This is a genomic window from Hyphobacterium sp. (assembly GCF_965217055.1).
Lineage (GTDB): Bacteria > Pseudomonadota > Alphaproteobacteria > Caulobacterales > Maricaulaceae > Hyphobacterium.
In genome coordinates, this window is the sequence record NZ_OZ244227.1 from 1,202,494 (window position 1) to 1,224,724 (window position 22,231).

Consider the following 22,231-nt stretch of genomic DNA (forward strand, 5'->3'; position numbering starts at 1 on the left):
GTTCTATGACGCAGCGTGCACCGCTGCCGACAAGGTCCGCACCAATTCTAACGCACTTTGCGTGCCGCCGTCATGGTTTGCGCTCACAATCGCGCTGCCGACGACCACGGCATCTGCACCGCCTGCAGCGATCTCGGCAGCTTGATCCGGCGTCCTGACGCCAAAGCCGACCGCCACAGGCAGGCCGGAAGCCGCCTGCACGCGCTTCACCGCATCGGCGACATCGGTCACAGCGCCGCGTCCCATTCCCGTGACACCGGTCGTGGAGACATAATAGACGAAGCCGGACGAGCCTTCGGTGACGGCCTTCAGCCGGTCGTCATCCGTGGTCGGCGTTGCCAGCCGGATGATGGAAATACTCTCATCAGCCAGCGCTTCGCGAAGCTCGGTATCTTCTTCCGGCGGAAGATCGACGCAGATGAGGCCGTCAATGCCAGCCTCGGCAGCGGCCCTGGCGAAATTCGCAAACCCGAAATGATGCACCGGATTGGCATAGCCCATAAGGACGAGCGGCGTATCCGGGTGTTTCTCGCGGAAAGCCCTTGCGAGCGCGAGCGTACCCTTGAGTGTCATGCCCTTGTCCAGCGCGCGTAGCGCGGCGGCCTGGATGGCGGGCCCATCCGCCATCGGGTCGGTAAAGGGCATGCCGAGTTCGATGACATCGGCGCCGGCCGCGGGGAGCGCGTCGAGCAGGGTTTCCGTGTCGCCATCGCCGGCCATGATGTAGGCGACGAAACCGGGACGCTTTTCAGACTTGAGTTCTGCGAAGGTGGAGGTGAGGCGGTTCACGATTCCACCCCCAGCATCCTCGCCACTTGCGGCACGTCCTTGTCACCCCTGCCGCACATATTCATCAGGATGACCCCGTCGGGCCCGAGCTCTGCCGCGAGATCGCGGACGCGGGCCAGCGCATGGGCGGGTTCAAGCGCTGGAATGATGCCTTCGAGCTTCGAGCAGAGCTGGAACATCTCCAGCGCCTCGTCGTCGGTCGCAGAGACGTATTCGGCGCGCTTCACATCGTGCAGGAAGGCGTGTTCCGGACCGATGCCGGGATAGTCGAGCCCGGCGGAAATGGAATGGCCCTCGATGATCTGGCCGTCGTCGTCCTGCAGGAGATAAGTCCGGTTGCCATGAAGAATGCCCGGCTCGCCACCATTGAGGCTGGCCGCGTGATCGGGCGTGTCGAGCCCCTTGCCAGCAGCTTCGACGCCGATCAGGCGGACGCTTTCATCCTCGAGGAAGGGATGGAACAAGCCCATCGCGTTGGAGCCCCCGCCAATGCAGGCGACGGCCGCGTCCGGCAATCTGCCGATGCGCTCCAGCATTTGTTCGCGGGCTTCACGGCCGATCACCGACTGGAAATCGCGGACCATGGCCGGATAGGGGTGGGGGCCGGCAACCGTTCCGATGACGTAAAAGGTCTCGTCGGGATAAGTCACCCAATCGCGGAGCGCCTCATTCATGGCATCCTTCAGCGTGCCGCGCCCGGAGGTGACGGCATGGACGCTGGCGCCGAGGAGCTTCATCCGGAAGACATTGGGCGCCTGGCGCTCGACGTCCGTTGCGCCCATGAAAACCTCGCAGGGCAGGCCGAAGCGCGCGGCAACGGTGGCGGTGGCCACGCCATGCTGGCCGGCCCCGGTCTCGGCGATAATGCGGGTCTTGCCCATGCGCCTGGCGAGCAGGACCTGGCCAAGGCAGTTGTTGATCTTGTGTGCGCCGGTGTGGTTGAGCTCGTCGCGCTTGAGCCAGATCTGTGCGCCGCCAAAGGCTTCGGTCAAACGTTCGGCGAAATACAAGGGGCTGGGCCGGCCGACATAATGTTTCGAGAAATCCTCGAACTCGGCGGTAAAGGCCGGGTCGGCCCTGGCCGCTTCATAGGCTTTTTCCAGCGCAAGAATGTTCGGCATCAGGGTTTCGGCGACATAGCGGCCACCGAATTCGCCGAACCGGCCATTGGCATCGGGATATTGCGAGAAGGCGTTAGGCTTGGTGGTCATGACTGTTCCGTCAACGCGTCCGTGAACGCTTTCATCCTGTTTTCCGACTTGTCGCCCGGCGCACGCTCTATGCCTGACGAGACATCCACGGCAAAAGCACCCGACACCGCAACGGCGGCGCGGACATTGTCCGCTGTGAGCCCGCCGGACAAGAGCCAGGGCGTGTCGATATTCAGCTGTTTCAGCAGCGCATAATCATATTTTTCGCCCCAGCCGCCGGGCCGGTCCGCACCGGCCGGTGGCCTGGCATCGAACAGGATCATGTCGGCGACGCCGTCAAACGCCGCGGCAGCCTCGAGATCGGCGGCTTCGGCGACCGGCAGCGCCTTGATGATACCATTGCGGGCGAAGCCCCGCGCAGCGATCACCTGTTCGGGGGTCTCGTTGCCATGCAGCTGGATCCAGTCGGGTGCGAGCGAACGCGCGATCTCCTCGAGCAAGGCGAGGTCAGCATTCACGGTCACGGAAACGGATTCCAGATTGCCCTTCGCAGCTCGGAAGAACTCTGCGGCGTGATCCGGTTCGATATGGCGCGGCGACGGCGCGAAATGCACGAAGCCGGCCCAGCGCGCGCCGAGCCGTGCGGCTTGCAGCACATCGTCTTGCGTGCGCAGGCCGCAGAATTTGATGTCAGTCATGACAGGGCAGATAGTTTATTTGGCGGAGGCGTCGACGCGTTCGCGCAATTCCTTGCCGGTCTTGAAGAAGGGAACGTATTTATCCTTTACCGAAACGGTGGCCCCGGTGCGCGGATTGCGGCCTTCTCGCGCCATCCGATGACGCACGGAAAACGCGCCAAAACCGCGAAGTTCAACCCGGTTCCCCTCGGCCAGCGCATCGCCGATCTCGTCAAAGATCGCATTGACGACCCGCTCGACATCCCGCTGGAACAAGTTCGGATTTTCCTCGGCCAGCCTGGCAATGAGTTCCGACTTGATCATGGACGTCTCCCCTCATGCTGTGAGCCGATACGTTGCGCCACCCTAAGCCTTTGAGTCAATGGAAGATCACAAGAAAAGGCCGGGCGCGTGTGCGCCCGGCCTTTCACTGTGGCGAAAACGCTGGCCAGACTATTTTCCGGCGCCCGCTTTCACGGCTTCGCGTACTTCGGCAACCTTGGCCGATTTCACGATGTCGATGCCATTGGCTTCGGCGTATTCCACCAGTTGAGCCTTGGTCATCTTGTCGAAATCGACATCGTCGGATGCTTCCTCGACTTTTTCCTCGACCTTCTCGTCAGCTTCTTCGGAGCCCGTGGCGGTCTCGTCAGAAGGCTTGCGATCGGTCGATTTCGGCTCCTGCTGCTGCAGGGCTGCACCGAGAATGTCGCCCAGGGACGCGCCCGAGTCGGACGAGCCATACTGTTCGACCGCTTCTTTTTCCTCGGCGATCTGCAGCGCCTTGATGGACAGCGAAACCCGACGCGACGACTTGTCGATATTGGTGACCTTGGCGTCGATCTTGTCGCCGACCGCAAAGCGTTCAGGACGTTGCTCATCGCGGTCGCGCGACAGGTCGGACTTGCGGATGAAGGACTTCATCGTGTTGTCGTCGCCGAAGGTGACCTCGATGCCGCCGGACGTGATTTCACTCACCGTGACCGTCAGGGTCTGACCCCGGCGGACGCCGCTTTCATCCATCGGATCGCCACCAAGCTGCTTGATGCCGAGCGAGACACGCTCCTTGTCGACGTCAATGTCGAGGACCTTGGCCTTGACGATGTCGCCCTTGTTGAAGTCCTGAACCGCAGCATCGCCGGACTTGTTCCAGTCGATGTCGGACAAGTGAACCATGCCGTCGATGTCGTCGTCGATGCCGACGAAGAGACCGAATTCGGTGATGTTCTTGACTTCGCCTTCGACGGTCGAGCCGATCGGGTGCTTCTCGGCCAGCCGATCCCACGGATTGCCCTGGGTCTGCTTGATGCCGAGCGAGATGCGGCGCTTGTCGCTGTCCACATCGAGCACCATGACTTCCACTTCCTCGGAGGTGGAGACGATCTTGCCCGGATGGACATTCTTCTTGGTCCAGGACATTTCCGAGACGTGGACCAGGCCTTCGACGCCCGGCTCCAGCTCCACGAAGGCACCGTATTCGGCGATATTCGTGACGCGGCCCTTGAACGTGGCGTTGACCGGGTATTTCGCGGCAATGCCTTCCCACGGATCCGACATCAGCTGTTTCATGCCGAGCGAGATGCGTTGGGTCTCCGGATTGATGCGGATGATCTGGACCTTGACGGTCTGACCGACCTCGACAACCTCGGACGGGTGGCCGACGCGGCTCCACGACATGTCGGTGACGTGCAGGAGGCCGTCAATGCCGCCGAGATCAACGAATGCACCGTAATCGGTGATGTTCTTGACAACGCCTTCGCGTGCTTCGCCTTCGGCCAGCTGACCGACCAGCTCGGCGCGCTGTTCGGCGCGCGATTCCTCGAGCACGGCGCGGCGCGAGACGACGATATTGCCGCGCGGGCGGTCCATTTTCAGGATGGCGAACGGCTGTTCGATATTCATCAGCGGGCCGACATCGCGGACCGGACGGATATCGACCTGCGAACCCGGCAGGAAGGCGGACGCACCGCCGAGGTCGACCGTGAAGCCGCCCTTCACGCGGCCAACGATCGCGCCATTGACCGGATCCTTCGTGCCGAAGGCTTTCTCGAGGCGATCCCAGCTTTCCTCGCGGCGCGCCTTGTCGCGCGAGATAACGGCATCACCGAGCGCATTCTCGATGCGCTCGAGGTAAACTTCTACTTCATCACCGACGGCTGGAGCGGTCGAGCCCGGGCCGGTGAATTCCCGCAACGGGATCCGGCCTTCGGTCTTCAGACCGACATCGACGGTGACGAAATCATTTTCGACCGCGGTGACGCGGCCCTTGACGACAGTGCCCTCGGCGAGGTCCTGGCCAGCGAAGCTGGCTTCCAGCATCGCGGCGAAATCATCGCGGGAAGGGGCTTGGGTTTGGGTATCGGACATGGGTTGGAGGAACTCCGGGTATGAAACGATATTCCGGCCTGCCGGTTGGCTCCGGCGGTCTTGCCTTGTCGGCCTATTTCATACGCTCTGTGCCGCCCTGCGGCGGCGGGTTGAACAATGGACGGCCTGACATCGAAGACCCAATGGGCGGGGAGTCCCACCAACAGGACCCGAACGAGCAGGAAGTCCGGCTAGTTGCGCGGCGTGGCGCCCGTCTTGTTCTCGATGATGCGGACGGCCTCGGCGAGCGTCGCGTCTATACTCAAATGAGTCGTATCCAGCAAGATGGCATCCGCCGCGCGCATCAGTGGCGCGGATTCACGTGAGGCGTCGCGGCGGTCGCGTTCCTCGAGCTGGCGGCGCACCTCTTCGAGGCTGGTCGCGTCGCCGCGTGCCACCAGTTCGCGCCAGCGGCGCTCGGCCCGAACACCGGGATCGGCATCGATATAGAATTTCACGTCGGCATCGGGACACACCACGGTTCCGATATCGCGGCCATCGAGCACGGCGCCCCCGTCCTGCTCGGCAAACCGCCTCTGAAGCGCAAACAGAGCGGCACGCACTTTCGGCTGAGCGGCCACGACCGACGCGGCAGCACCGGCTTTTGCGGTCCGTATCGCGGCTTCATCGATGGTGGAGGGATCCAGCGTCGCGGCCGCCTGTTCCGCAGCGTCCGTTTCGGCAGGGTCCGTGCCGGACTCGAGCAAGCTGACGGCGACGGCACGATAGAGCGCGCCGGTATCGAGGTGCGCCAGGCCAAAGCGTTGCGCAAGGCCGCGCGCGACCGTGCCTTTTCCAGACGCGAGAGTTCCATCAACGGCAATAATCATGACAGCGCCTCTATCATGGCGCCGAGCCGCTTCATATCCCCGATGAAGTCCGGATAGCTGGTAGCGATCATGTCCGCCTGATCGACGGTAACGGGGCGTTCTGCTGCCGTGCCCAGAACCAGGGCTGCCATCGCGATGCGATGGTCGCCATGGGTGTTGATCTGCCCACCGCCGCGAACCCCGGCTGCCCCCTTGATGATCAAGTCATCGCCCTCGATTTCAGCTTCGACGCCATTGACCTGCAGGAGATCGCAAGTGGCGGCCAGGCGGTCGCTCTCCTTGGCTCGCAGCTCGGCGAGACCGCGCAGACGGGAGACGCCGTCTGCAAAGGCACAGGCCACGGCCAGGACAGGGTATTCATCTATCAGATCGGGCGCAATTTCAGGTTCGAGGTCGATGGCCCGCAGATCGGACGCGGTAACTTCAAGGCGGGCGATTGTCTCGCCAGCGGCCATTCCGGTCGCCGTCAGGTCGATTATTGCGCCCATGCGTTCAAGGACCCGGTAGAGGCCGGTCCTGGCAGGATTGGTCATGACATTGTGTACTGTGATGGCGGATGCTGGGCGGATCAGAGCCGCGACCGTTGCAAAGGCAGCAGAAGACGGGTCCCCGGGAACCGCGATATCCGTCGCGGTGAGCGATTGCGGCCCTGGCAAACGGATGGTGGCCCCGCCCCCCGATTGCAATTCCACGTCAATCTCGGCGCCGAACAGGCGAAGCATTTTCTCGGTGTGGTCGCGGGTCAGGCGGCCTTCCCGGACGATCGTTTCACCCGCCGCACCGAGGCCGGCAAGCAGAATGGCGGATTTCACCTGTGCCGATGCGACAGGCGGGATGTAATCTATGGCGTGAAGCTGTCCGCCCTCGAGCGTGACCGGCAGGCGGCCGTCGCTTGAAACGGCCCTGGCACCCATCGCGGCCAACGGATCGAGAATTCGCCGCATGGGCCTTGACGAGAGGCTGTCATCACCGGTGAAGCGTGCGGTCAGGCCGGTGCCGGCAACGGCGCCCATGCTCAAGCGTGCGCCGGTTCCGGAATTTCCGAAATCGAGTGCCTCGCCCGGTACGGTCCATCGGGCGGCACCACCGCTCACTGTCCAGATGTCGGGATCGCTTTCCAGGCGACCGATATCGGCGCCCAGTGCCTGCATGGCTCCGGCGGTGGCCAAGACATCGGCGGATTGCAGCAAGCCGGTGATCCGGGTCCGGCCGGAAGCCAGCGCGCCAAGAATGAGCGCGCGGTGTGATACCGACTTGTCGCCGGGCGCCGAAAACGCCCCTGAAAGCGGTTGCGTACGCGATGCGCGGGCATGAATCGGCGATGGCGAGGGCGTGTTGGTCATGGATGGGATGGACATTTCACCGAACAGCAGACATAGGCTTTTGACAGGAGGCGGGGAACGTGGCAACGACGCGCGCCGTAATCACTGCCGAACGGGCCGCGATCATTACAGCCGGAGCCCGAGATATTGCCGATGGGGACCGTCATGGCCAAACCCGACCTTGGTGAAAAGCGCATTTGCCCGGAATGCAGCGCCAAATTCTACGATCTGAACAAGGATCCGGCGCACTGCCCGAAGTGCGACCATAAATTCACGCCGGAAGCCCTCGCGCCGGTGGAAGTCAAGGCACCTGCGCCGGAGAAGTCGACCGCCAAGTCCAGCCAGGCTGACAAGAAAGAGGCAGACGACGACGAAGATGAGGACGAGGAAGCAGAAATCGTCCCCGAAATCGACGAGGAAGCCGTCGCGCCGATCGCCGCGTCTGATGATGACGACGATGACGATGATGATTCCGACGATGAGGACCTGCCGGAAGGTTTCGACGAGGACGGTCTCGAGATCGACGATGACAGCGATGACGGCGTGCTTCTGGACGATGATGAAGACGACGATGATTTCGGCATTGCCGGCGAAGAAGACGATGATGATTAAGGGGCGCTAAAGCCGCTTGATCAGGGCGCGGGCTTTGACTAGTTTCCGCGCCTCGCGCCGCCCCAGGGGCGCGAATAAGGTTCGGGGCTATAGCTCAGTTGGGAGAGCGCTTGAATGGCATTCAAGAGGTCGGCGGTTCGATTCCGCCTAGCTCCACCAGATAAAACCCCGTGCCGGCCGGCACGGGGTTTTTTCTTATGATCATCCCGCCAGCAAGCGTCCCGGATGCATGCCGTCGACATAGCCCATGAAGGGCGCGTGGATCGAGAATCCCAGCAGCGATTGAACGCGCGGCGACAGAGCCTTCGCGGTTTCGCGCGGTACGGCCGCCATCATGTTCTCCAGCGGCCGCGCCCACCCGGCACAGTATTGGGGCGTGATGATTAGGCGCGGCTTGCCGGACCGGTTGGCGCCGCCACGATGCCAGACACCGCCCTTGGCGATCATCAGCGATCCCGCCGGCATGACCGCCTTGATCGCGTCGGCGCGAAAGCCGGGATCATCATCTGGATCCCGGATGTCGCGATTGATGAAATCCGCTTCTGAGACCTGTCTCGGGATCCGATCAGGGCCCCAAAGGTGACTGCCCGGCAGGATTTCCGTCGCACCGTTTTCCTCGGTTGTCTCATCAATGGCCCAGAAGGTGCTGACGCCCATGCCGAGGTGCGGAAAGGGCAGCTCGATGTGGGCATCATCCGTGTGCCAGGGCTGCACGCTCTCATCGGGATGGAGATTGATGGCGAGACAAGCCGAGAGCAGCATGGAGAGGCCGAGATCTGCTTCGGCGAAGGCGAGCGCCAGCTCATGCTCGACGAGCTCGGCAAACACCGGCGACTTCGCAAGTAGGGCGTAAACACGATTGGTGCGCATGCCCTCGAAGTCGTTGCGACCGGTGTGACCACCATCGATGTAGGGGCGCAGTACGCTACGGATTTCCGTGAGCTTGGCCGGCGGCAGCACGTTCGGGATGATCAGATATCCGTCCATATCGAATGCCGCCTTGCAGTCGGCAAAACTCCGATCACCAAGCCAGACCGACATGTCGCCACGAGTGGAGTCGCTCCTGGTGCCGGACAGGCCTTGCGGGCCCTTAAGTGCAGCCACGTGCTTTTCGCCGGTTTCGCTTTCCATTGTTCCGCCTTGCACTTCATACGCGTTGCAGCTCGCATTCCATTAAATTGAGTTGAGCTCAATTAAATTATTGACACAGAGCAAGTGCAGCCGTCAATAGGCCCATGCCAAGACGCCGAGCCACTGAACCGATTCTCAGCGCCGCCTGCGATTGCCTGATCGCCGGCGATGGCGATTTCGAAATGAGCGATGTCGCCAGGCGGGCCGGCGTTTCAGAAGGCTTGGCGTATCACTACTTCAAGTCCAAGGCGGGGCTTCTGGCGGCCGTCGTGGAACGGTTTTTCCGTGACTATTACGCGGTCGCCAATGCGCGCTATCCCGGTGACACGCCCTGGCCCGAGCGTGAACGCGCGCGTCTGGAAGCCATTATCGGCTTTCTCTATACCGATCCTCTGGCGCCCGTCATTTATGGCCAGATGAGCCGCAGCGTTGCTGTCGCTGCGGCCGAACAGGAGGGCCATGCGGAGCTTGTGCAGCTCGCCACCCTCAATGTCGAGGACGGGCAGAAGCGGGGATTTCTGCCCGATGCGGTCGACCCCCAGATTGCCGGTGCCGCCATAATCGGCGCGGTCCGTGAAGTGTTCAGTCAGACGATGCGTCAGACGCCGCATCCGGACCCGGCCTGGTTGTCAAACCGGATGTGGGACTTCATCGCCGCGGCCGTGGGATTGAACAGCAGCTAGAACCGCCGGCCGATACCCAGCCCTGCGAAATACTGCATGTCATCGCCGCGGATCGTGACGATCGGGCTATCGGCGTAATCGCCCTGCAGGCGGCTGGCGCCGAATATACCCGTGAGCGACCAGTCATCTGTCACCTGCTGGTCGAGGAACAGCGTCAGGCCGATGTCCTGGATACCGCTCTGCGCGGTATAGACCGGCAGGCCGGAAGCCGCCGACCCGTTCGCGGTCACCGAGAACAGCGCATCGGCGTAATCGTCCGGCGACCCGGAAACCGACAGGTTCGCGATAAACAGCGTGGTACGCGAAAGCGGCGTCGCATAGGCCGCCGAGCCGGACCAGAAGACGCCGCTGTATTCGCGGGTGACATCCATGCCCAGGCGACCGCTGAAATAGACGCGATCATACGCGTTGAGCAGACCTTCGGCGGCGAGATAGCGTACAAAGCCACCGGTCACGATGGCGCTGTCCGCTTCCGGAAGCCGGTCGACGATGACGTCGCCGGTATCGTCATCGCGGCCACCATAATAGCGAATATAAGCGCCGGCCTCGATGCCGTTCTGGTCGATGAAGCCCGCTGAAATGCCGGGCCCCTCGACTTGAAGGACGACTCTGTCGAGACGCACCCGGCCGGCCGCAAACGGAATGAAGCGATGGCTGTCGGCGCCGGGAGATTCCGGGATGGCGGCGACTCCGGCGGCCACGAAATTCGGCGCGTCGCCGTCTTCCTGGGCGATGGCGGAGGATGCGGCGAAAACAGCAAGCAGAGCGGCGAGGCGAAGCATGGTGATCTCCTGAAGAGGTATCGATGCTTTACTTACGAAACCTAACAAACAATGGATTTGCAGCGAACGCTTCTTTTACCCCGAATGCTTATTGAGAAGGGAATGAAAACCCTGCTCTTCGCCCTTCTCGCCAGCGTCCTGCTGACCGTCCCCGCAACCGCGCTGGGTGGTGGTGGCGGTGGTGAGGGCGGAAATGCCGAGGAAAGCGGCGGCCGGCGACACCGCATTCTGACATCGTCGGAAGACTTCGTTCCGCTCGATCCGCTTACAGCAACGGTCCACTCCGACTTCCGGCTGCGGGGGATATTGCACATCGAAGCGGGACTCGACATTCCAGACAACCGGCTGCGTCGGCGCGCAGTAAGCCTGATGCCCCGCTTGCGCGACCGCTATGTCTCGGCGCTGGCGATGTATGCCGGCGCGAATTACAGCTATGGCGAAGTTCCGGACGCCGACCGGATCGCCGTCATCCTGCAGCAGGCGACCGATGAGGCGCTCGGCCAGGACGGTGCCGAGGTACTGCTCGGCATGATCATCATTCACGAAAACTAGGGTGCGATCGTATCCATGAAACGGCCCAGTTCGAGGTCGAGCGTGGTCACGCCGTCGGCATCGTGGGTCGACAGCAATACGTTGACCCTGTTGTAGACGTTGAACCATTCGGGATGGTGGTCCATCTGGTCAGCACGCAAAGCGACCCGCGACATGAAGCCGAAAGCCTCGTTGAAATCGGAAAAATGAAACTCCTTGCGGATGGCGTCGCGGCCGTCGACCACTGACCAGCCCTGTAATTCCGCTACCGCTTTCGCAGCCCCGATCTTTTCCGCCATCACTCGCTCCCATTGCTGTACCCGACCGGTCTATCGCTGCGGAGCAGGCGTTGTCAGCCGAAAATTAACGCGTTTCTGCTTTGCTGTGCGTTCAAGTGGATGGAAAGGAGGCTGTGATGACCCGTTTTCTGCAATCAGAAGCCAATCCAGGCGGACGCAGACTAGAGGATATCCTGTTGGAGCTGCGCTCCGACGTGCTGCTTCGCTGCACCAAGATCGCTGACGATCACCGGCCCGAGGCGCTGAAAGTGCTGGCCAACAACATGAAAGTGCTCGAACACCTGACCGCGACGATCGAGCTGGCACAGGATTCAACCAATATCCTCGACCGCGCATTCGGTCCGTCCGAGGTCGAACATGGCGGTGCGCCGCGCATCGGCGTGGTCTGACAACACGTCAGGCGGCGAGACTTTCGCCTTTCAGCAATTTTGGCAGATCGCCTGTTTCACCACCGGCTTCGCGCATGAAAAACTGCCGGGCCGGCGGAATTCTATCGACCAGTGACAGGCCGAGTCCGCGTGCCCAGCGCAACGGGCCAATATCATTTGAAAACAGACGGTTGAACAGGTCCGTGGCGGCCACCAGCCCCATGGAATCGAGCTTTCGCCAGTTCGCGTAGCGCTGCAATGTCACCGGCGAGCCGAGTTCGAGGCCGAGCGATTTGGCCTCGACCAGCACCTCTGCCAGAGCTGCCGCATCGCGGATACCGAGATTGAAACCCTGCCCGGCGAGCGGATGAATTCCGCGCGCCGCATCGCCGACATAGGCAATTCGGTCTTCGTAGAAATTCTCGGCAAAGCGGACGCTTAGCGGGTAGCCGAATCTGGGACCGACCGGTTTCACGGCGCCGAGGAAATCCCCGAACCGTTTTTCCAGCTCGGCCTGCAGTCCCGCCTCGTCGAGGGCGAGTATGGCAGCCGCAATTTCGGACATCTCCGTCCACACCAGTGATGAACGGTTGCCGGGCAGCGGCAATATGGCGAAAGGGCCGCCCGGCATGAAGTATTCGTAGGCCACACCCTGATGCGGGTGTTCGTGTTCGACCGTCATGACAATGCCCGACTGGTTGTAGGCCCAGCCGGCCGTGCGGGTGCCGGCCTGCCGCCGTGCGCGCGAAAACTTGCCGTCGCTGGCGCAAAGCAGGCGGCCGGTGATGGTTTCGCCGGTTTCGAGGTCGAGGCGGATGCCGCCGGGAATGCGTTCCCAGCGCCGCGCCGTTGCCGGCGCGCGCAAATCCAGCGTTCCCGACGCTTTGAGACAATGGGTCAGCGCGTGCCGCGTATGGCGGTTCTCGGCCATGTAACCGAGTGGCTCACCGTCCTCGTCCGGATGGATTTCGCGGCGGTCGAAATGCAATGTATTGGGACCGGGGCCGCCGGGGCGCGCGCCGCCATTCGGCCGGCCGTCGCAGACCAGGATGTGCTCGATGCGCTGCACGTGCTCGCGCATCCGGTCCGCCGCCCCGATCGATTCCAGCATACGGAAGGAGGTATAGGCGAGCGCAGAGGCACGGCCGTCAAACTCCGGCGCCAGCATGTCGTCGAGCGGAGCCGCATCGACAAGCGTCACGGAAAGACCCGCCTGGTCGAGGGCGAGGGCCAGCGTCTGGCCGGCCAACCCGCCGCCGAGCACAATCACGTCGCAATCGAAGTCCTGTTTCATGGCGCGGACTTTAGCCGGAAGTACGGCGCGGAAAAGGGGGCGCGCTGCCGCAGCCCTGGCGCCTGCTTACTTTCGGGAAGCGACCGTTTATAGCTGGCGGCATGACGCAGATTACGTCGCTCTATGTCTACAAGGTGATCAGCCAGGCGAGTCCCGGGGTTGAGACCCATGACCTCCTGAAGGGCCTGGGCCTTGATCCGGACGGACCGATCGATCCGGCTCACCTGATTTCATCGTCGGACTATTATGACTTTTTCGCGGAACTTGCGGATCGCGACCCGAATGGTCTGGTCCTGCCCCTGCGGATCGGTGCCTCCATGCGTACGGAAGAATACGGGGCGTTCGGCCTGGCCTGGAAATCGGCGCCCAATCTGCGCGGATCGATCTTGCGTTCAGAGCGATATGGCCGCGTCCTCGGGAGCGCGGAAACCTACGCGCTGGAGGAAACCGATGAGGGGGCGTTCTTCTGTCTTGAGAAGGCGGGAGACGGGCGCCCCGGAATGCTGCTCTCCAACGAGGCCAGCCTGTCTGCCGTGGATACCATCTGCCGGGAAGTTTCCACCGCCGATTTCAATCCTCTCGCCATTTATTTCAAACATGCGCCAAGGGGCGATAGTGGCGTCTATGAGACCCATTTCGGCTGCCCGGTATTTTTCGAAACCGGGCGCGATGCGCTTCAGCTTCGCGAAGAGGATATTGAGGCGCCCAATCGGGTCGGGGACGAAACCATTGCCGGCTTCTTCGATCGGCATCTGGAAAAAGAACTCGCAACGGCCGCGCCGCAGGACGGGCCGGAGCTCGAGGTTCGCCGCGTTGTCACAAATGAACTCAGCGAGGGCGTGCCAACCCTTTCCGGTGTCGCATCAAAGCTCGGCATCGGGTCGCGAACCCTTCAAAGGCGGCTATCAGACCAGGGCATTTCGTTTCAAACCGTCGTTGATATGGCGCGCAAGGATCTTGCCCGGCGATTGCTTCGCGAAACGACATATAGTCTGGCCGAGATCGCGTTTCTGACGGGCTTTGCAGAGCAGAGCGCCTTTACCCGCGCCTTCAAGAGATGGGCGGGTCAGACACCGCGGTCCTATCGGTTGGAAACCGGGCGGTTCTAGCCGGGCGGTTTTGACGCGATCGGTCAAATCTTTGGCGCGCGCGGCAAAGAGCGCCTCGCCGGATACGCCTAAGCCATGACTTGCAAACCCCATAAAGGAGCAAGTCAATGCAAGACCGTCAGAAAACCCAGGAGCTCACACTGGTGCTCGGTGCCACCGGAAAAACCGGCCGCCGCGTTGCCGAGCGCCTGGAAGCCAGGGGCCACGCCGTCCGGCGGGGCTCCCGATCCGCCAGTCCGTCCTTCGATTGGCACAATGAAAAAGGCTGGGATTCCAGCCTGGAGGGCGTGACGTCCGTCTATATCACCTATGCGCCGGATCTCGCGATGCCGGGCGCCGCAGATGCGATCCAAGCTTTTGTCGACCTGGCCAGGAAGCGGGGCGTCAAGCGACTGGTTCTACTGTCCGGGCGCGGCGAAGCGGAAGCGCAAACCTGCGAACGCATCGTACAGTCTTCCGGTCTTGAATGGACCATTGTCCGCGCCAGCTGGTTCAACCAGAATTTCTCGGAAGGCGCCTTTGTCGACATGGTCCTGAATGGCGCCATTACCCTGCCTGCCGGGGACCAGGCCGAACCGTTCGTCGACGCGGATGACATTGCCGATGTCGTCGTCGCGGCGTTCACCGAAGCCCATCATCACGGCAAGATCTATGAAGTCTCCGGGCCCCGCCTGATGACCATTGCCGATGTGGCTGCAGATCTGTCCCGGGCCACCGGACGCGAGATCGCTTATGTGAATGTGCCGCATGACGGCTTTGTCGCCGAAGTCGCCAATTCCGGTGCTCCCAGGGATGTCGTCTGGATGCTGGATTACCTGTTCTCGACCGTTCTCGATGGCCGCAATGCGCATCTCACAGATGGCGTGCAGCGCGCGCTGGGCCGGCCGCCGAAGGATTTCGCGGACTATGCCCGTGACGTCGCGGCCAGCGGTGTATGGGAGCGCTCACAATGAAACGGATTGTTACAAGAACCACGCTCGCCGGAGCCGGATTTCTTCTCGGTGTGATCGGCAGTGCGCTGATTCTGGCCCCCAGGGATTTTCTCGAGACCAGCCATGTCTTCATGGAAAACGATCCCGGCTTGATGTCCGAACTGGCCGCGCCCGCCGGCATTCTGTTGATCACAAGCACCCTGATGCTGACCGGCGCCATCAAGATCCGCCTCGCCGATCCGGCCCTTTCAATCGGAGCCATTGTCTATGGCAGCTACGGCACGGGACGATTGATCAGCATGGTGCTTCACGGGCTCCCGTCAGACTCGCTTGTCGCCGCAATGGCGATCGAGCTTGCCGCAGCGGTCATTCTGGCCGGCCTGCGGTTCGCCGGATGGTCACGGAATCCGCGATCCGATGCCGAAGACGATCTGCGCGGCGCCATCGTTTGATCGCGCACCGCGTCACACCCTTTCAAAACAGGATGCAAGACAATGACCCATGAATGGTTCCTCTATGCCAGTTTCTTCCTCGCCCTTTGGAGCGCCGTTATCGGCGGCGTCTTCTCGGCTTTCTCCGAATTCATCATGGCCGGCCTGCTGCGAGCCAGGCCGTCTGCGGGCATCCAGGCGATGCAGGAGATCAACAAGACCGTCATCCGGACCCAGTTCGTGGCCGGCATCCTGCTGATCCCTGTCGTGTCGGTTGTCGTGGCCGTATATGGCGCCAACCATCTCGATGGTGCCGCCCGCTTCGCCCTCATTCTGGCGCCGGCGATCTACATACCGTCGGTTTTCCTGATGACGATGATCGGCAATGTGCCGATGAACAACCGGCTGGCGTCGCTCGACCATGAGAGCGCCGATGCGGCTGCATACTGGCAAGTCTATGGCCGCCGGTGGACCCGGTTGAATCATGTCCGCTCGCTGGGCAGCCTTTCGACAGCGCTCGTCTATCTCGTTGCGGGTGCCCTGCTGATCGCCAGCAGGCAGGTTTGAGACCAGGGGTGGCCGCGCATACCGGCCACCCCCACGCCCGCGGCTTCGTTTTCAGACCATGGATCGTGGCGGCAATGTCCCGGCGATTGCGCCAGTTTCGCGCACCGCAGAATCTTAATCCGTGTTTACCCTCGACTCACGCTTTCCCGATTGAATGGCGCAATGGCAGGATATGATGCTGTTTCGTCGGAGGAAGTGCCCGGCCGGGTGCGCCGGGCCGGACGGGCCGTGATGGCGCGTGCCGGAGCGCTGTTCAGTGGCGGCCTGCTCTTGCTGGCTGGCGGTTTCATTGCCTTCTCGCTCTATGATCACAATCCGCTCGATCCGAGCTGGAATGTCGCTGCGGCGAGTCCGGTCTCTCACAGTTTCGGCGCGCTGGGCGCCAATCTCGCCGACCTGATGTTGCAGGTGCTGGGCTGGGCCGCCGGCGGGATTGCGCTGGTGTTCGCGGGCTGGGGCGTGATGAAGCTGACCCGGCCGATCCAGCCGCGCTCTTTTGCCTTCAAATTCCTGCGGGTCAGCGCGGCCGGCTTCGCCATTCTGGGTTTCGCGCTGGCCGTAGCCGCGCTGCCCATTCCGGAAAGCTGGCCGTTTGCGGCGGGGCTGGGCGGGATTATCGGCGACGGGCTGCTGTTCACGCTGACCAATCCGCTCGAAAGCCTCGGCGTGCCCGGGCCGATGGTCATCGCTGCCACGCTTGGCCTGCTGGTCTCGACGCTTGGTGTGTTCTTCACCTTTGGCCTGCGCCCCTCGGATGTGGTCGCTGCTGCCGACACGGCGAGCCTTGCCTGGGCGACCATCCGGGTCTGGACCGATGCCGTGATGGGACGGATCCCATGGCGTGAGGGAACAGCGGAGCGCGACGCGCGGGGTGCCGGCGGGGACCAAATCGTCAAGCCGCGACCGCGGCGGCGCAAGGCGGAAACGCCGGCCGTCAAGGTCGCGCCGACGCGCAGACGCAAGGCGTCCGGGCGCGAGGCACGCGAAGCCCAGGGCGCCCTGCCCTTTGTCGAATCGCGAGGCTTCAAGCTGCCGCGGCTGGACCTGCTCTCCCATCCGCGCGCGCGGACCGATACGGTCGACGCGCGCTCGCTGCAGCAGAATGCCGAGCTTTTGCAGGGCGTGCTGGAGGATTTCGGGGTCCGCGGCGAGATCGGCCAGGTCCGCCCCGGCCCGGTCGTCACGCTCTACGAATTCGAACCTGCCGCCGGCGTCAAATCATCACGCGTCATCAATCTCGCCGACGACATTGCGCGCTCGATGAGCGCAACGGCCGCCCGCGTGGCCGTGGTGCCGGGCAAGAATGCGATCGGGATCGAATTGCCCAATCCGCGGCGCGAGACGGTTTTCCTGCGCGCCCTGTTCAATTCCAGTTCGTTCGAGACGGCGAAAGCGGAATTGCCGCTGGCGCTCGGCGAGACGATTGGCGGTGAGCCTTTCGTCGCCGACCTCGCCCGCATGCCGCACCTTTTGATCGCCGGCACGACCGGTTCGGGCAAATCGGTCGGTATCAACGCCATGATCCTGTCGCTCCTGTACCGGCTGCCGCCGGAAGACTGCCGACTCATCATGATCGATCCGAAAATGCTGGAGCTGTCGGTCTATGACGGCATTCCGCATCTGCTGTCGCCGGTCGTGACCGATCCGAAGAAAGCTGTTGCCGCCCTGAAGTGGACGGTGCGCGAAATGGAGAGTCGTTACTTGCGGATGTCGAAGATCGGCGTCCGCAACATTGCCGGCTTCAATGAGCGCGTGGCGGAATCGCTGGCCAGTGACGAGCCGCTCGAACGCACCGTGCAGGTCGGGTATGACCGGGAGACCGGCGAACCGATGTACGAGACCGAGACGATCGAGGCGGTGAAGATGCCCTACATCGTCCTGGTGATCGACGAGATGGCGGATCTGATGATGGTCGCCGGCAAGGAGATCGAGGGCGCGGTCCAGCGCCTCGCGCAGATGGCGCGCGCGGCCGGTATTCACATGATCACGGCAACCCAGCGCCCGTCTGTCGACGTCATCACCGGCACGATCAAGGCCAATTTCCCGACGCGGATCTCCTACCAGGTCACGTCGAAAATCGACTCGCGGACGATCCTCGGCGAGCAGGGCGCCGAACAATTGCTGGGCATGGGCGATCTCCTGTTCATGGCGGGTGGCGGGCGCATCCGCCGGCTGCACGGTCCGTTCGTGTCGGACCAGGAAGTCGAAGATGTCGCCGCCTATCTCAAGAAGCAGGGCACGCCGGAATATCTCGAGGAAGTCACCGAGGAGAGCGATGACGCCCCCTCGCCGTTCGAGGAAGCGTCCGGCGGATCGGGCGATGATCTGTTCGACCAGGCGGTGGCCGTCGTGGCGCGCGACCGCAAGGCGTCGACCAGCTATATCCAGCGGCGATTGCAGATCGGTTATAACCGCGCGGCGACACTGATCGAGCGGATGGAGGATGAGGGCATGATCGGCCCCGCCGACCATGCCGGGAAGCGCGAGATCTTCCTGCCCGAGCGGGATGTCGCCTAGCTCACAAAGAATTCATGATAATTCGCGGACCGGCGCTGGCATACTCTGCCCATGATGAAATCCGCGCTGCTGCTTGCTCCCGCCGCCTTATCGCTCTGCCTTGCCTGTTCGCAGGCCGACATGGCGCCTCTGGAAACCGTCGAGTTGACAGAGGTCTGGCGCACCGGTGGCTTCGCCGCGCCGGAAAGCGTTCTGCCGGATCCGGAAACCGGGCTGCTTTTCGTCTCCAACGTCAATGGCGAGGGCGATGCCGCCGACGGAAACGGTTTCATTTCACGCATCACACGCGGCGGCGAGATCGAGACGCTGCAATGGGCGACCGGGCTGGATGCGCCGAAAGGCTTGGCGCTGGACGGCGACCGTCTTTACGTGACCGATATCGCCCGCATCGTCTGCATTGATCGCCGCAGCGGCGAGATTGTCGAGAGCTGGCCGGCGCCCGGAGCCGGATTCCTGAACGATGCTGTCGCCGGACCTGACGGGCGTATCTATGCTTCGGATTCCGCGACCAGCCGCATCTATGTGCTGGAAGACGGGATGGTACATGTCTGGGCGGAGGACGCGGCGTTGTCCGCGATCAACGGGTTGTGGATGGAAAGCGACCGCATGCTGGCGGTGACGATGGACGGCGTCTTTGCAGCCGTCACGCTCGACGGTCAGAGCGTCACGGTGCTGGGCGAAGGGCTGGGCGATGCGGACGCAATCGCGCCCGATGGACAGGGGGGCTATCTTTCCAGTGAATGGCCGGGCCGCGTCTATCACCTGTCGCCGGACGGCACGTTCACGGTGCTCGCCGACACCCGGGAGGAGGAGATCTACATCAATGATTTCTATGTCCTCGGCGATTTCGTCATCATTCCGCACTGGTCGCCGGGCGAGGTTTCCGGCTGGCAGATCCGCTACAGCCACTGACAGGCTGCGCTTTGGCCATGACGCTGCCGCATTTTGCAGGGCAATGTTGGCGCCATGATCAATGCTCTTTTTCTTTCCCTTGCCCTGTTCTCGCAGGAAGCAGAGCCTGCCGCCGGCCCTGTTGAGCAAGTGCAGGCCGGCGAGACTGCCATCGATGCCGCAAGCGCCGCGGGAACGGTCGGTGCGGCCGAGCCGGGTGATTTTGACGCCGATGTTGCGCTCGCCGGCGTCAATGGCTGGCTGAACGGGATCGACACGTATCGCGCCCGCTTCGACCAGATCGCCCCTGACGGCTCGGCGTCGGGCGGCACGCTGTCGATCCGCCGCCCCGGCCGGTTGCGTTTCGATTATGACGATCCCTCGCCGCTGCTGGTCGTGGCTGATGGAACGACGGTTGCGATGGAGGATTCGGCGCTGGGAACCGTGGACCGGGTTCCGCTGCGTTCGACGCCGTTATGGCTGATCCTGAAGCCGGACATCGACCTGGCAAGCGATGCCCGCGTGACCGACGTGATGGTGGAGGACAACCGGCTGTACGTCGATGTCGAGGACCGCAATGACGAGATGGATGGCCGCGCCCGCTTCGTGTTCAATCCGGAGACCTATGCCCTCGAGGAATGGTTCGTGCGTGATTCGCTGGGCTATACGACACGGGTGATCCTTTCGGAGGTCGAGACGGATGTCCGTCTAAGTCCGAGACTTTTCGTCCTCGAGGACGCGGAGGACACGCGCCGCAGCCGGCGACAATAGCCGGTCACGAATTGTTGCATAATTCACACGGCAAAACTGTTTCTTATTTTTAATTTGCGTTTTTTTCACCGGCGTGTCTTTAATGTAACGGCTGATTGGGGCGCCGGATTGGCGTCGTCCCCCCGCTGACGGATCTGTGGTCCCAATCACGCCGGAATCCCCTCCCGGCGTATGCGCACAAGTTTTGACGGCGCACAGCAAGCGCCCGGCCGCACCCCCCCCTCGCGGCCGGGCGTTTTTGCGTTTAATGCTCTGGTCATAGCCTTGAAGGCAGTTCATCCCTGTCGGCTGCACCGGAGACCGAAATGCCCCTGTTCCAGCTCGTGCTGCTCGCCCTCGTCCAGGGGCTGACGGAGTTCCTGCCGGTCTCGTCCTCGGCGCATCTGATCCTGACCCCGATCGCTGCCGGGCTGGAGGATCAGAGCCCGCTGATCGATGTCATGGCGCATGTCGGCAGTCTCATCGCTGTCCTCGTCTATTTCTGGCGCGACATTGCAGAGATCGTGCACGGGAAGCTGGCCTGGCTGTCGGGCAGGATGACGGCGGGCGGGCGGTTGGCCCTGCTGGTGGGCGTGGCGACGCCGCCGACCATCATTGCCGCCGGCGCGCTCTATCTGACCGGCAATACCGAATTGTTCCGCTCGCCTCTGGTGATCGGCATTGCGACTCTCGTCTTCGCGGTACCACTATGGGCCGCTGACCGGTTCGGCCGGACAGTCGAAACCACGGACACGCTGGGTCTTCGGCATGCCTTCCTGATTGGTCTGGTTCAGGTGTTTGCGCTGATTCCCGGCGCCAGCCGTTCGGGCGTCACCATGACCGCCGGCCGCGCACTGGGAATGACACGGAAGGAATCCGCGCGCTTTTCAATGCTGATGGCGATCCCGGTCATTGCAGCCTTCGGCCTGGTTGCCGGGCTCGACCTTGCCCGCGGGACGGACAGTAACGCAAATTTGGGTGACGGGCTGATCGTCGCCGCGCTGTCCTTTGTTTCCGCCTTGGCCGCCATTGCCGTGATGATGCGGTTTGTCGAGCGCGTGGGCTTTTTGCCCTTCGTGCTCTACCGGATCGCCCTGGCCGGCATGATCTTCTGGCTGCTGGTCTAGCGCGGCCGGCCGGTCACGCCGTTTCGTGGAATTGGCCGTGGCGGCGATAGCGCCAGAGATAGCTCGGCACGACCGATTCAATGGTTTCCGGCGTGACGCCCAGATCGGCAACACCGCGCATGTCAGGCGAGACCACATTGTCCTCGCCCAGCATGATGACCTGGTCGCGTGTGAGGAACGGTTTGACGAAGGGCAGCGTGCCGGCGATCTCGCCGGCAAATCCGAGCGCCGACATGGCGAACATCGGAACCGGGACGAGGAGTCGCGGCCGATCGATGGTCTCGAGGATGAACTCCATCAGTTCGCGATAGGTATAGACGCGCGGCCCGCCGAGCTCGTAAATGCCGGCGGCGGACGGATCGTCGATTGCATTGGCGACGCAGTCCGCGACATCGCCGACAAATACCGGCTGGATCTTCATCTTGCCGCCCCCCGGCAACGGCAGGGCCGGCGCGAAACGCGCCATGTCGGCGAAGCGGTTGAAGAATTTGTCCTCGGCGCCGAACACGATGGAGGGGCGCAGGATGACCGCCCCCGGAAAGACCCGCGCCACGGCTTCCTCGCCCTCGGCCTTGGTCTTTGCGTAGCGCGACTCCGAATCGGGGTTGGCGCCGATCGCCGAGATCTGAACAAATCGCCGCGCACCGGCAGCGGCGGCAGCTTCGGCGATATTCCGGGCGCCCTTGGCCTGCAGGCTGGCAAAGCGCTGGCTGCCGCTCTCGGCGAGGATGCCGACAAGGTTGACGACGCCATGGGCGCCTTCGACGGCGCGCCGGACCGAGGACGGATTGCGGACATTGGCCTGCATCAGATCGACCTGGCCGACGACACCGGTGACCTTGAGGTCGAGTGCGATATGCGGTCGCCGTGTCGCGACCCGCACGCGGAAACCCTTTTTCACGAGGGCGCGAACCACGTAGCGGCCGACAAAACCGGATCCGCCGAATACCGTAATCATCTCGTCGCGAAGCATAGGGCCTAGTCTCCCGCGCAAGGGTGAATTCGTGCCCGCATAGACCAGAAATCGGCCCGCCTGTCCATGCGGCACTGCGTTACACATTCGCTTTCGAC

General features: G+C 62.8%; 24 protein-coding genes and 1 tRNA gene. 13 read left to right on the forward strand and 12 right to left on the reverse strand.

Annotated features, from left to right (window positions below):
* Window positions 1-3: 3 nt before the first annotated feature.
* From trpA to aroA, 7 genes are all read right to left on the reverse strand, one after another.
* A complete protein-coding gene (gene trpA / locus ACOOFN_RS05990; protein WP_420434673.1) occupies window positions 4-789 on the reverse strand; it encodes a tryptophan synthase subunit alpha in 786 nt (261 codons plus the stop codon).
* The gene (gene trpB / locus ACOOFN_RS05995) at window positions 786-2,000 is read right to left on the reverse strand and encodes a tryptophan synthase subunit beta (protein WP_420434675.1); all 1,215 of its coding nucleotides are present in this window, start codon (window positions 1,998-2,000) and stop codon (window positions 786-788) included. The genes trpA and trpB overlap by 4 nt, the downstream gene beginning before the upstream one ends.
* Window positions 1,997-2,638, reverse strand: coding sequence for a phosphoribosylanthranilate isomerase (locus ACOOFN_RS06000; protein WP_420434677.1), 642 nt, complete (start codon window positions 2,636-2,638; stop codon window positions 1,997-1,999). Before ACOOFN_RS06000 ends, trpB begins: the two co-directional genes overlap by 4 nt.
* A 15-nt stretch (window positions 2,639-2,653) precedes the next feature.
* Window positions 2,654-2,941 (reverse strand): integration host factor subunit beta, encoded by a 288-nt coding sequence (locus tag ACOOFN_RS06005; RefSeq protein ID WP_420434679.1) that lies wholly within the window; start codon window positions 2,939-2,941, stop codon window positions 2,654-2,656.
* A 129-nt stretch (window positions 2,942-3,070) separates the two neighbouring features.
* Entirely contained in the window at window positions 3,071-4,984 is a 1,914-nt protein-coding gene (rpsA, locus tag ACOOFN_RS06010; RefSeq protein WP_420434681.1) for a 30S ribosomal protein S1, read from the reverse strand.
* Between the two features lie 191 nt (window positions 4,985-5,175).
* Window positions 5,176-5,814 (reverse strand): (d)CMP kinase, encoded by a 639-nt coding sequence (gene cmk / locus ACOOFN_RS06015; RefSeq protein WP_420434683.1) that lies wholly within the window; start codon window positions 5,812-5,814, stop codon window positions 5,176-5,178.
* The gene (gene aroA, locus ACOOFN_RS06020; RefSeq protein ID WP_420434685.1) at window positions 5,811-7,157 is read right to left on the reverse strand and encodes a 3-phosphoshikimate 1-carboxyvinyltransferase; all 1,347 of its coding nucleotides are present in this window, start codon (window positions 7,155-7,157) and stop codon (window positions 5,811-5,813) included. Before aroA ends, cmk begins: the two co-directional genes overlap by 4 nt.
* A 144-nt stretch (window positions 7,158-7,301) precedes the next feature.
* Between aroA and ACOOFN_RS06025 the strand changes: the two genes are divergently transcribed.
* Both ACOOFN_RS06025 and ACOOFN_RS06030 read left to right on the forward strand, forming a co-directional pair.
* Window positions 7,302-7,748 (forward strand): TIGR02300 family protein, encoded by a 447-nt coding sequence (locus tag ACOOFN_RS06025; RefSeq protein WP_420434687.1) that lies wholly within the window; start codon window positions 7,302-7,304, stop codon window positions 7,746-7,748.
* An 83-nt stretch (window positions 7,749-7,831) separates the two neighbouring features.
* Window positions 7,832-7,907: transfer RNA gene (locus tag ACOOFN_RS06030), tRNA-Ala, on the forward strand.
* Window positions 7,908-7,949: 42 nt separating this feature from the next.
* On the opposite strand, the gene ACOOFN_RS06035 is transcribed toward ACOOFN_RS06030, so the two are convergent.
* Window positions 7,950-8,879 (reverse strand): phytanoyl-CoA dioxygenase family protein, encoded by a 930-nt coding sequence (locus ACOOFN_RS06035; protein ID WP_420434689.1) that lies wholly within the window; start codon window positions 8,877-8,879, stop codon window positions 7,950-7,952.
* Window positions 8,880-8,983: 104 nt separating this feature from the next.
* Here ACOOFN_RS06035 and ACOOFN_RS06040 point away from each other — a divergent pair, with 104 nt between their 5' ends.
* The gene (locus tag ACOOFN_RS06040) at window positions 8,984-9,562 is read left to right on the forward strand and encodes a TetR/AcrR family transcriptional regulator (protein WP_420434691.1); all 579 of its coding nucleotides are present in this window, start codon (window positions 8,984-8,986) and stop codon (window positions 9,560-9,562) included.
* Here ACOOFN_RS06040 and ACOOFN_RS06045 read toward each other — a convergent pair.
* Window positions 9,559-10,344, reverse strand: coding sequence for a MipA/OmpV family protein (locus ACOOFN_RS06045; protein ID WP_420434693.1), 786 nt, complete (start codon window positions 10,342-10,344; stop codon window positions 9,559-9,561). The two genes, ACOOFN_RS06040 and ACOOFN_RS06045, sit on opposite strands and share 4 nt — an antisense overlap.
* 102 nt (window positions 10,345-10,446) lie before the next feature.
* On the opposite strand from ACOOFN_RS06045, the gene ACOOFN_RS06050 reads away from it, so the two are divergent.
* A complete protein-coding gene (locus ACOOFN_RS06050; RefSeq protein WP_420434695.1) occupies window positions 10,447-10,896 on the forward strand; it encodes a hypothetical protein in 450 nt (149 codons plus the stop codon).
* On the opposite strand, the gene ACOOFN_RS06055 is transcribed toward ACOOFN_RS06050, so the two are convergent.
* The gene (locus tag ACOOFN_RS06055) at window positions 10,893-11,174 is read right to left on the reverse strand and encodes a 4a-hydroxytetrahydrobiopterin dehydratase (RefSeq protein ID WP_420434697.1); all 282 of its coding nucleotides are present in this window, start codon (window positions 11,172-11,174) and stop codon (window positions 10,893-10,895) included. The two genes, ACOOFN_RS06050 and ACOOFN_RS06055, sit on opposite strands and share 4 nt — an antisense overlap.
* A 116-nt stretch (window positions 11,175-11,290) precedes the next feature.
* On the opposite strand from ACOOFN_RS06055, the gene ACOOFN_RS06060 reads away from it, so the two are divergent.
* Complete coding sequence (locus ACOOFN_RS06060) at window positions 11,291-11,563, forward strand: histidine kinase (RefSeq protein WP_420434699.1); 273 nt, start codon at window positions 11,291-11,293, stop codon at window positions 11,561-11,563.
* 7 nt (window positions 11,564-11,570) lie between these two features.
* On the opposite strand, the gene ACOOFN_RS06065 is transcribed toward ACOOFN_RS06060, so the two are convergent.
* Window positions 11,571-12,836, reverse strand: coding sequence for a UbiH/UbiF/VisC/COQ6 family ubiquinone biosynthesis hydroxylase (locus tag ACOOFN_RS06065; protein ID WP_420434701.1), 1,266 nt, complete (start codon window positions 12,834-12,836; stop codon window positions 11,571-11,573).
* 101 nt (window positions 12,837-12,937) lie between these two features.
* Between ACOOFN_RS06065 and ACOOFN_RS06070 the strand changes: the two genes are divergently transcribed.
* The 8 genes from ACOOFN_RS06070 (at window position 12,938) to ACOOFN_RS06105 (ending at window position 21,160) form a co-directional block, all read left to right on the forward strand.
* Entirely contained in the window at window positions 12,938-13,945 is a 1,008-nt protein-coding gene (locus tag ACOOFN_RS06070) for an AraC family transcriptional regulator ligand-binding domain-containing protein (RefSeq protein WP_420434703.1), read from the forward strand.
* Window positions 13,946-14,052: 107 nt separating this feature from the next.
* Entirely contained in the window at window positions 14,053-14,898 is an 846-nt protein-coding gene (locus ACOOFN_RS06075; protein WP_420434705.1) for an NAD(P)H-binding protein, read from the forward strand.
* On the forward strand, window positions 14,895-15,329 hold the full coding sequence (locus ACOOFN_RS06080) for a DUF4345 family protein (protein WP_420434707.1): 435 nt from the start codon (window positions 14,895-14,897) through the stop codon (window positions 15,327-15,329). Before ACOOFN_RS06075 ends, ACOOFN_RS06080 begins: the two co-directional genes overlap by 4 nt.
* Before the next feature lie 42 nt (window positions 15,330-15,371).
* Window positions 15,372-15,875, forward strand: a complete 504-nt coding sequence (locus tag ACOOFN_RS06085; protein WP_420434709.1) for a DUF1772 domain-containing protein — start codon at window positions 15,372-15,374, stop codon at window positions 15,873-15,875.
* Window positions 15,876-16,037: 162 nt separating this feature from the next.
* On the forward strand, window positions 16,038-18,392 hold the full coding sequence (locus ACOOFN_RS06090) for a DNA translocase FtsK 4TM domain-containing protein (RefSeq protein ID WP_420434711.1): 2,355 nt from the start codon (window positions 16,038-16,040) through the stop codon (window positions 18,390-18,392).
* Between the two features lie 51 nt (window positions 18,393-18,443).
* A complete protein-coding gene (locus ACOOFN_RS06095; RefSeq protein ID WP_420434713.1) occupies window positions 18,444-19,304 on the forward strand; it encodes an SMP-30/gluconolactonase/LRE family protein in 861 nt (286 codons plus the stop codon).
* Window positions 19,305-19,358: 54 nt separating this feature from the next.
* The gene (locus ACOOFN_RS06100) at window positions 19,359-20,054 is read left to right on the forward strand and encodes a LolA family protein (protein ID WP_420434715.1); all 696 of its coding nucleotides are present in this window, start codon (window positions 19,359-19,361) and stop codon (window positions 20,052-20,054) included.
* A gap of 305 nt (window positions 20,055-20,359) precedes the next feature.
* Window positions 20,360-21,160, forward strand: coding sequence for an undecaprenyl-diphosphate phosphatase (locus ACOOFN_RS06105; protein ID WP_420434717.1), 801 nt, complete (start codon window positions 20,360-20,362; stop codon window positions 21,158-21,160).
* 13 nt (window positions 21,161-21,173) lie between these two features.
* On the opposite strand, the gene ACOOFN_RS06110 is transcribed toward ACOOFN_RS06105, so the two are convergent.
* The gene (locus ACOOFN_RS06110) at window positions 21,174-22,133 is read right to left on the reverse strand and encodes a complex I NDUFA9 subunit family protein (protein WP_420434719.1); all 960 of its coding nucleotides are present in this window, start codon (window positions 22,131-22,133) and stop codon (window positions 21,174-21,176) included.
* Between the last annotated feature and the right edge of the window lie 98 nt (window positions 22,134-22,231).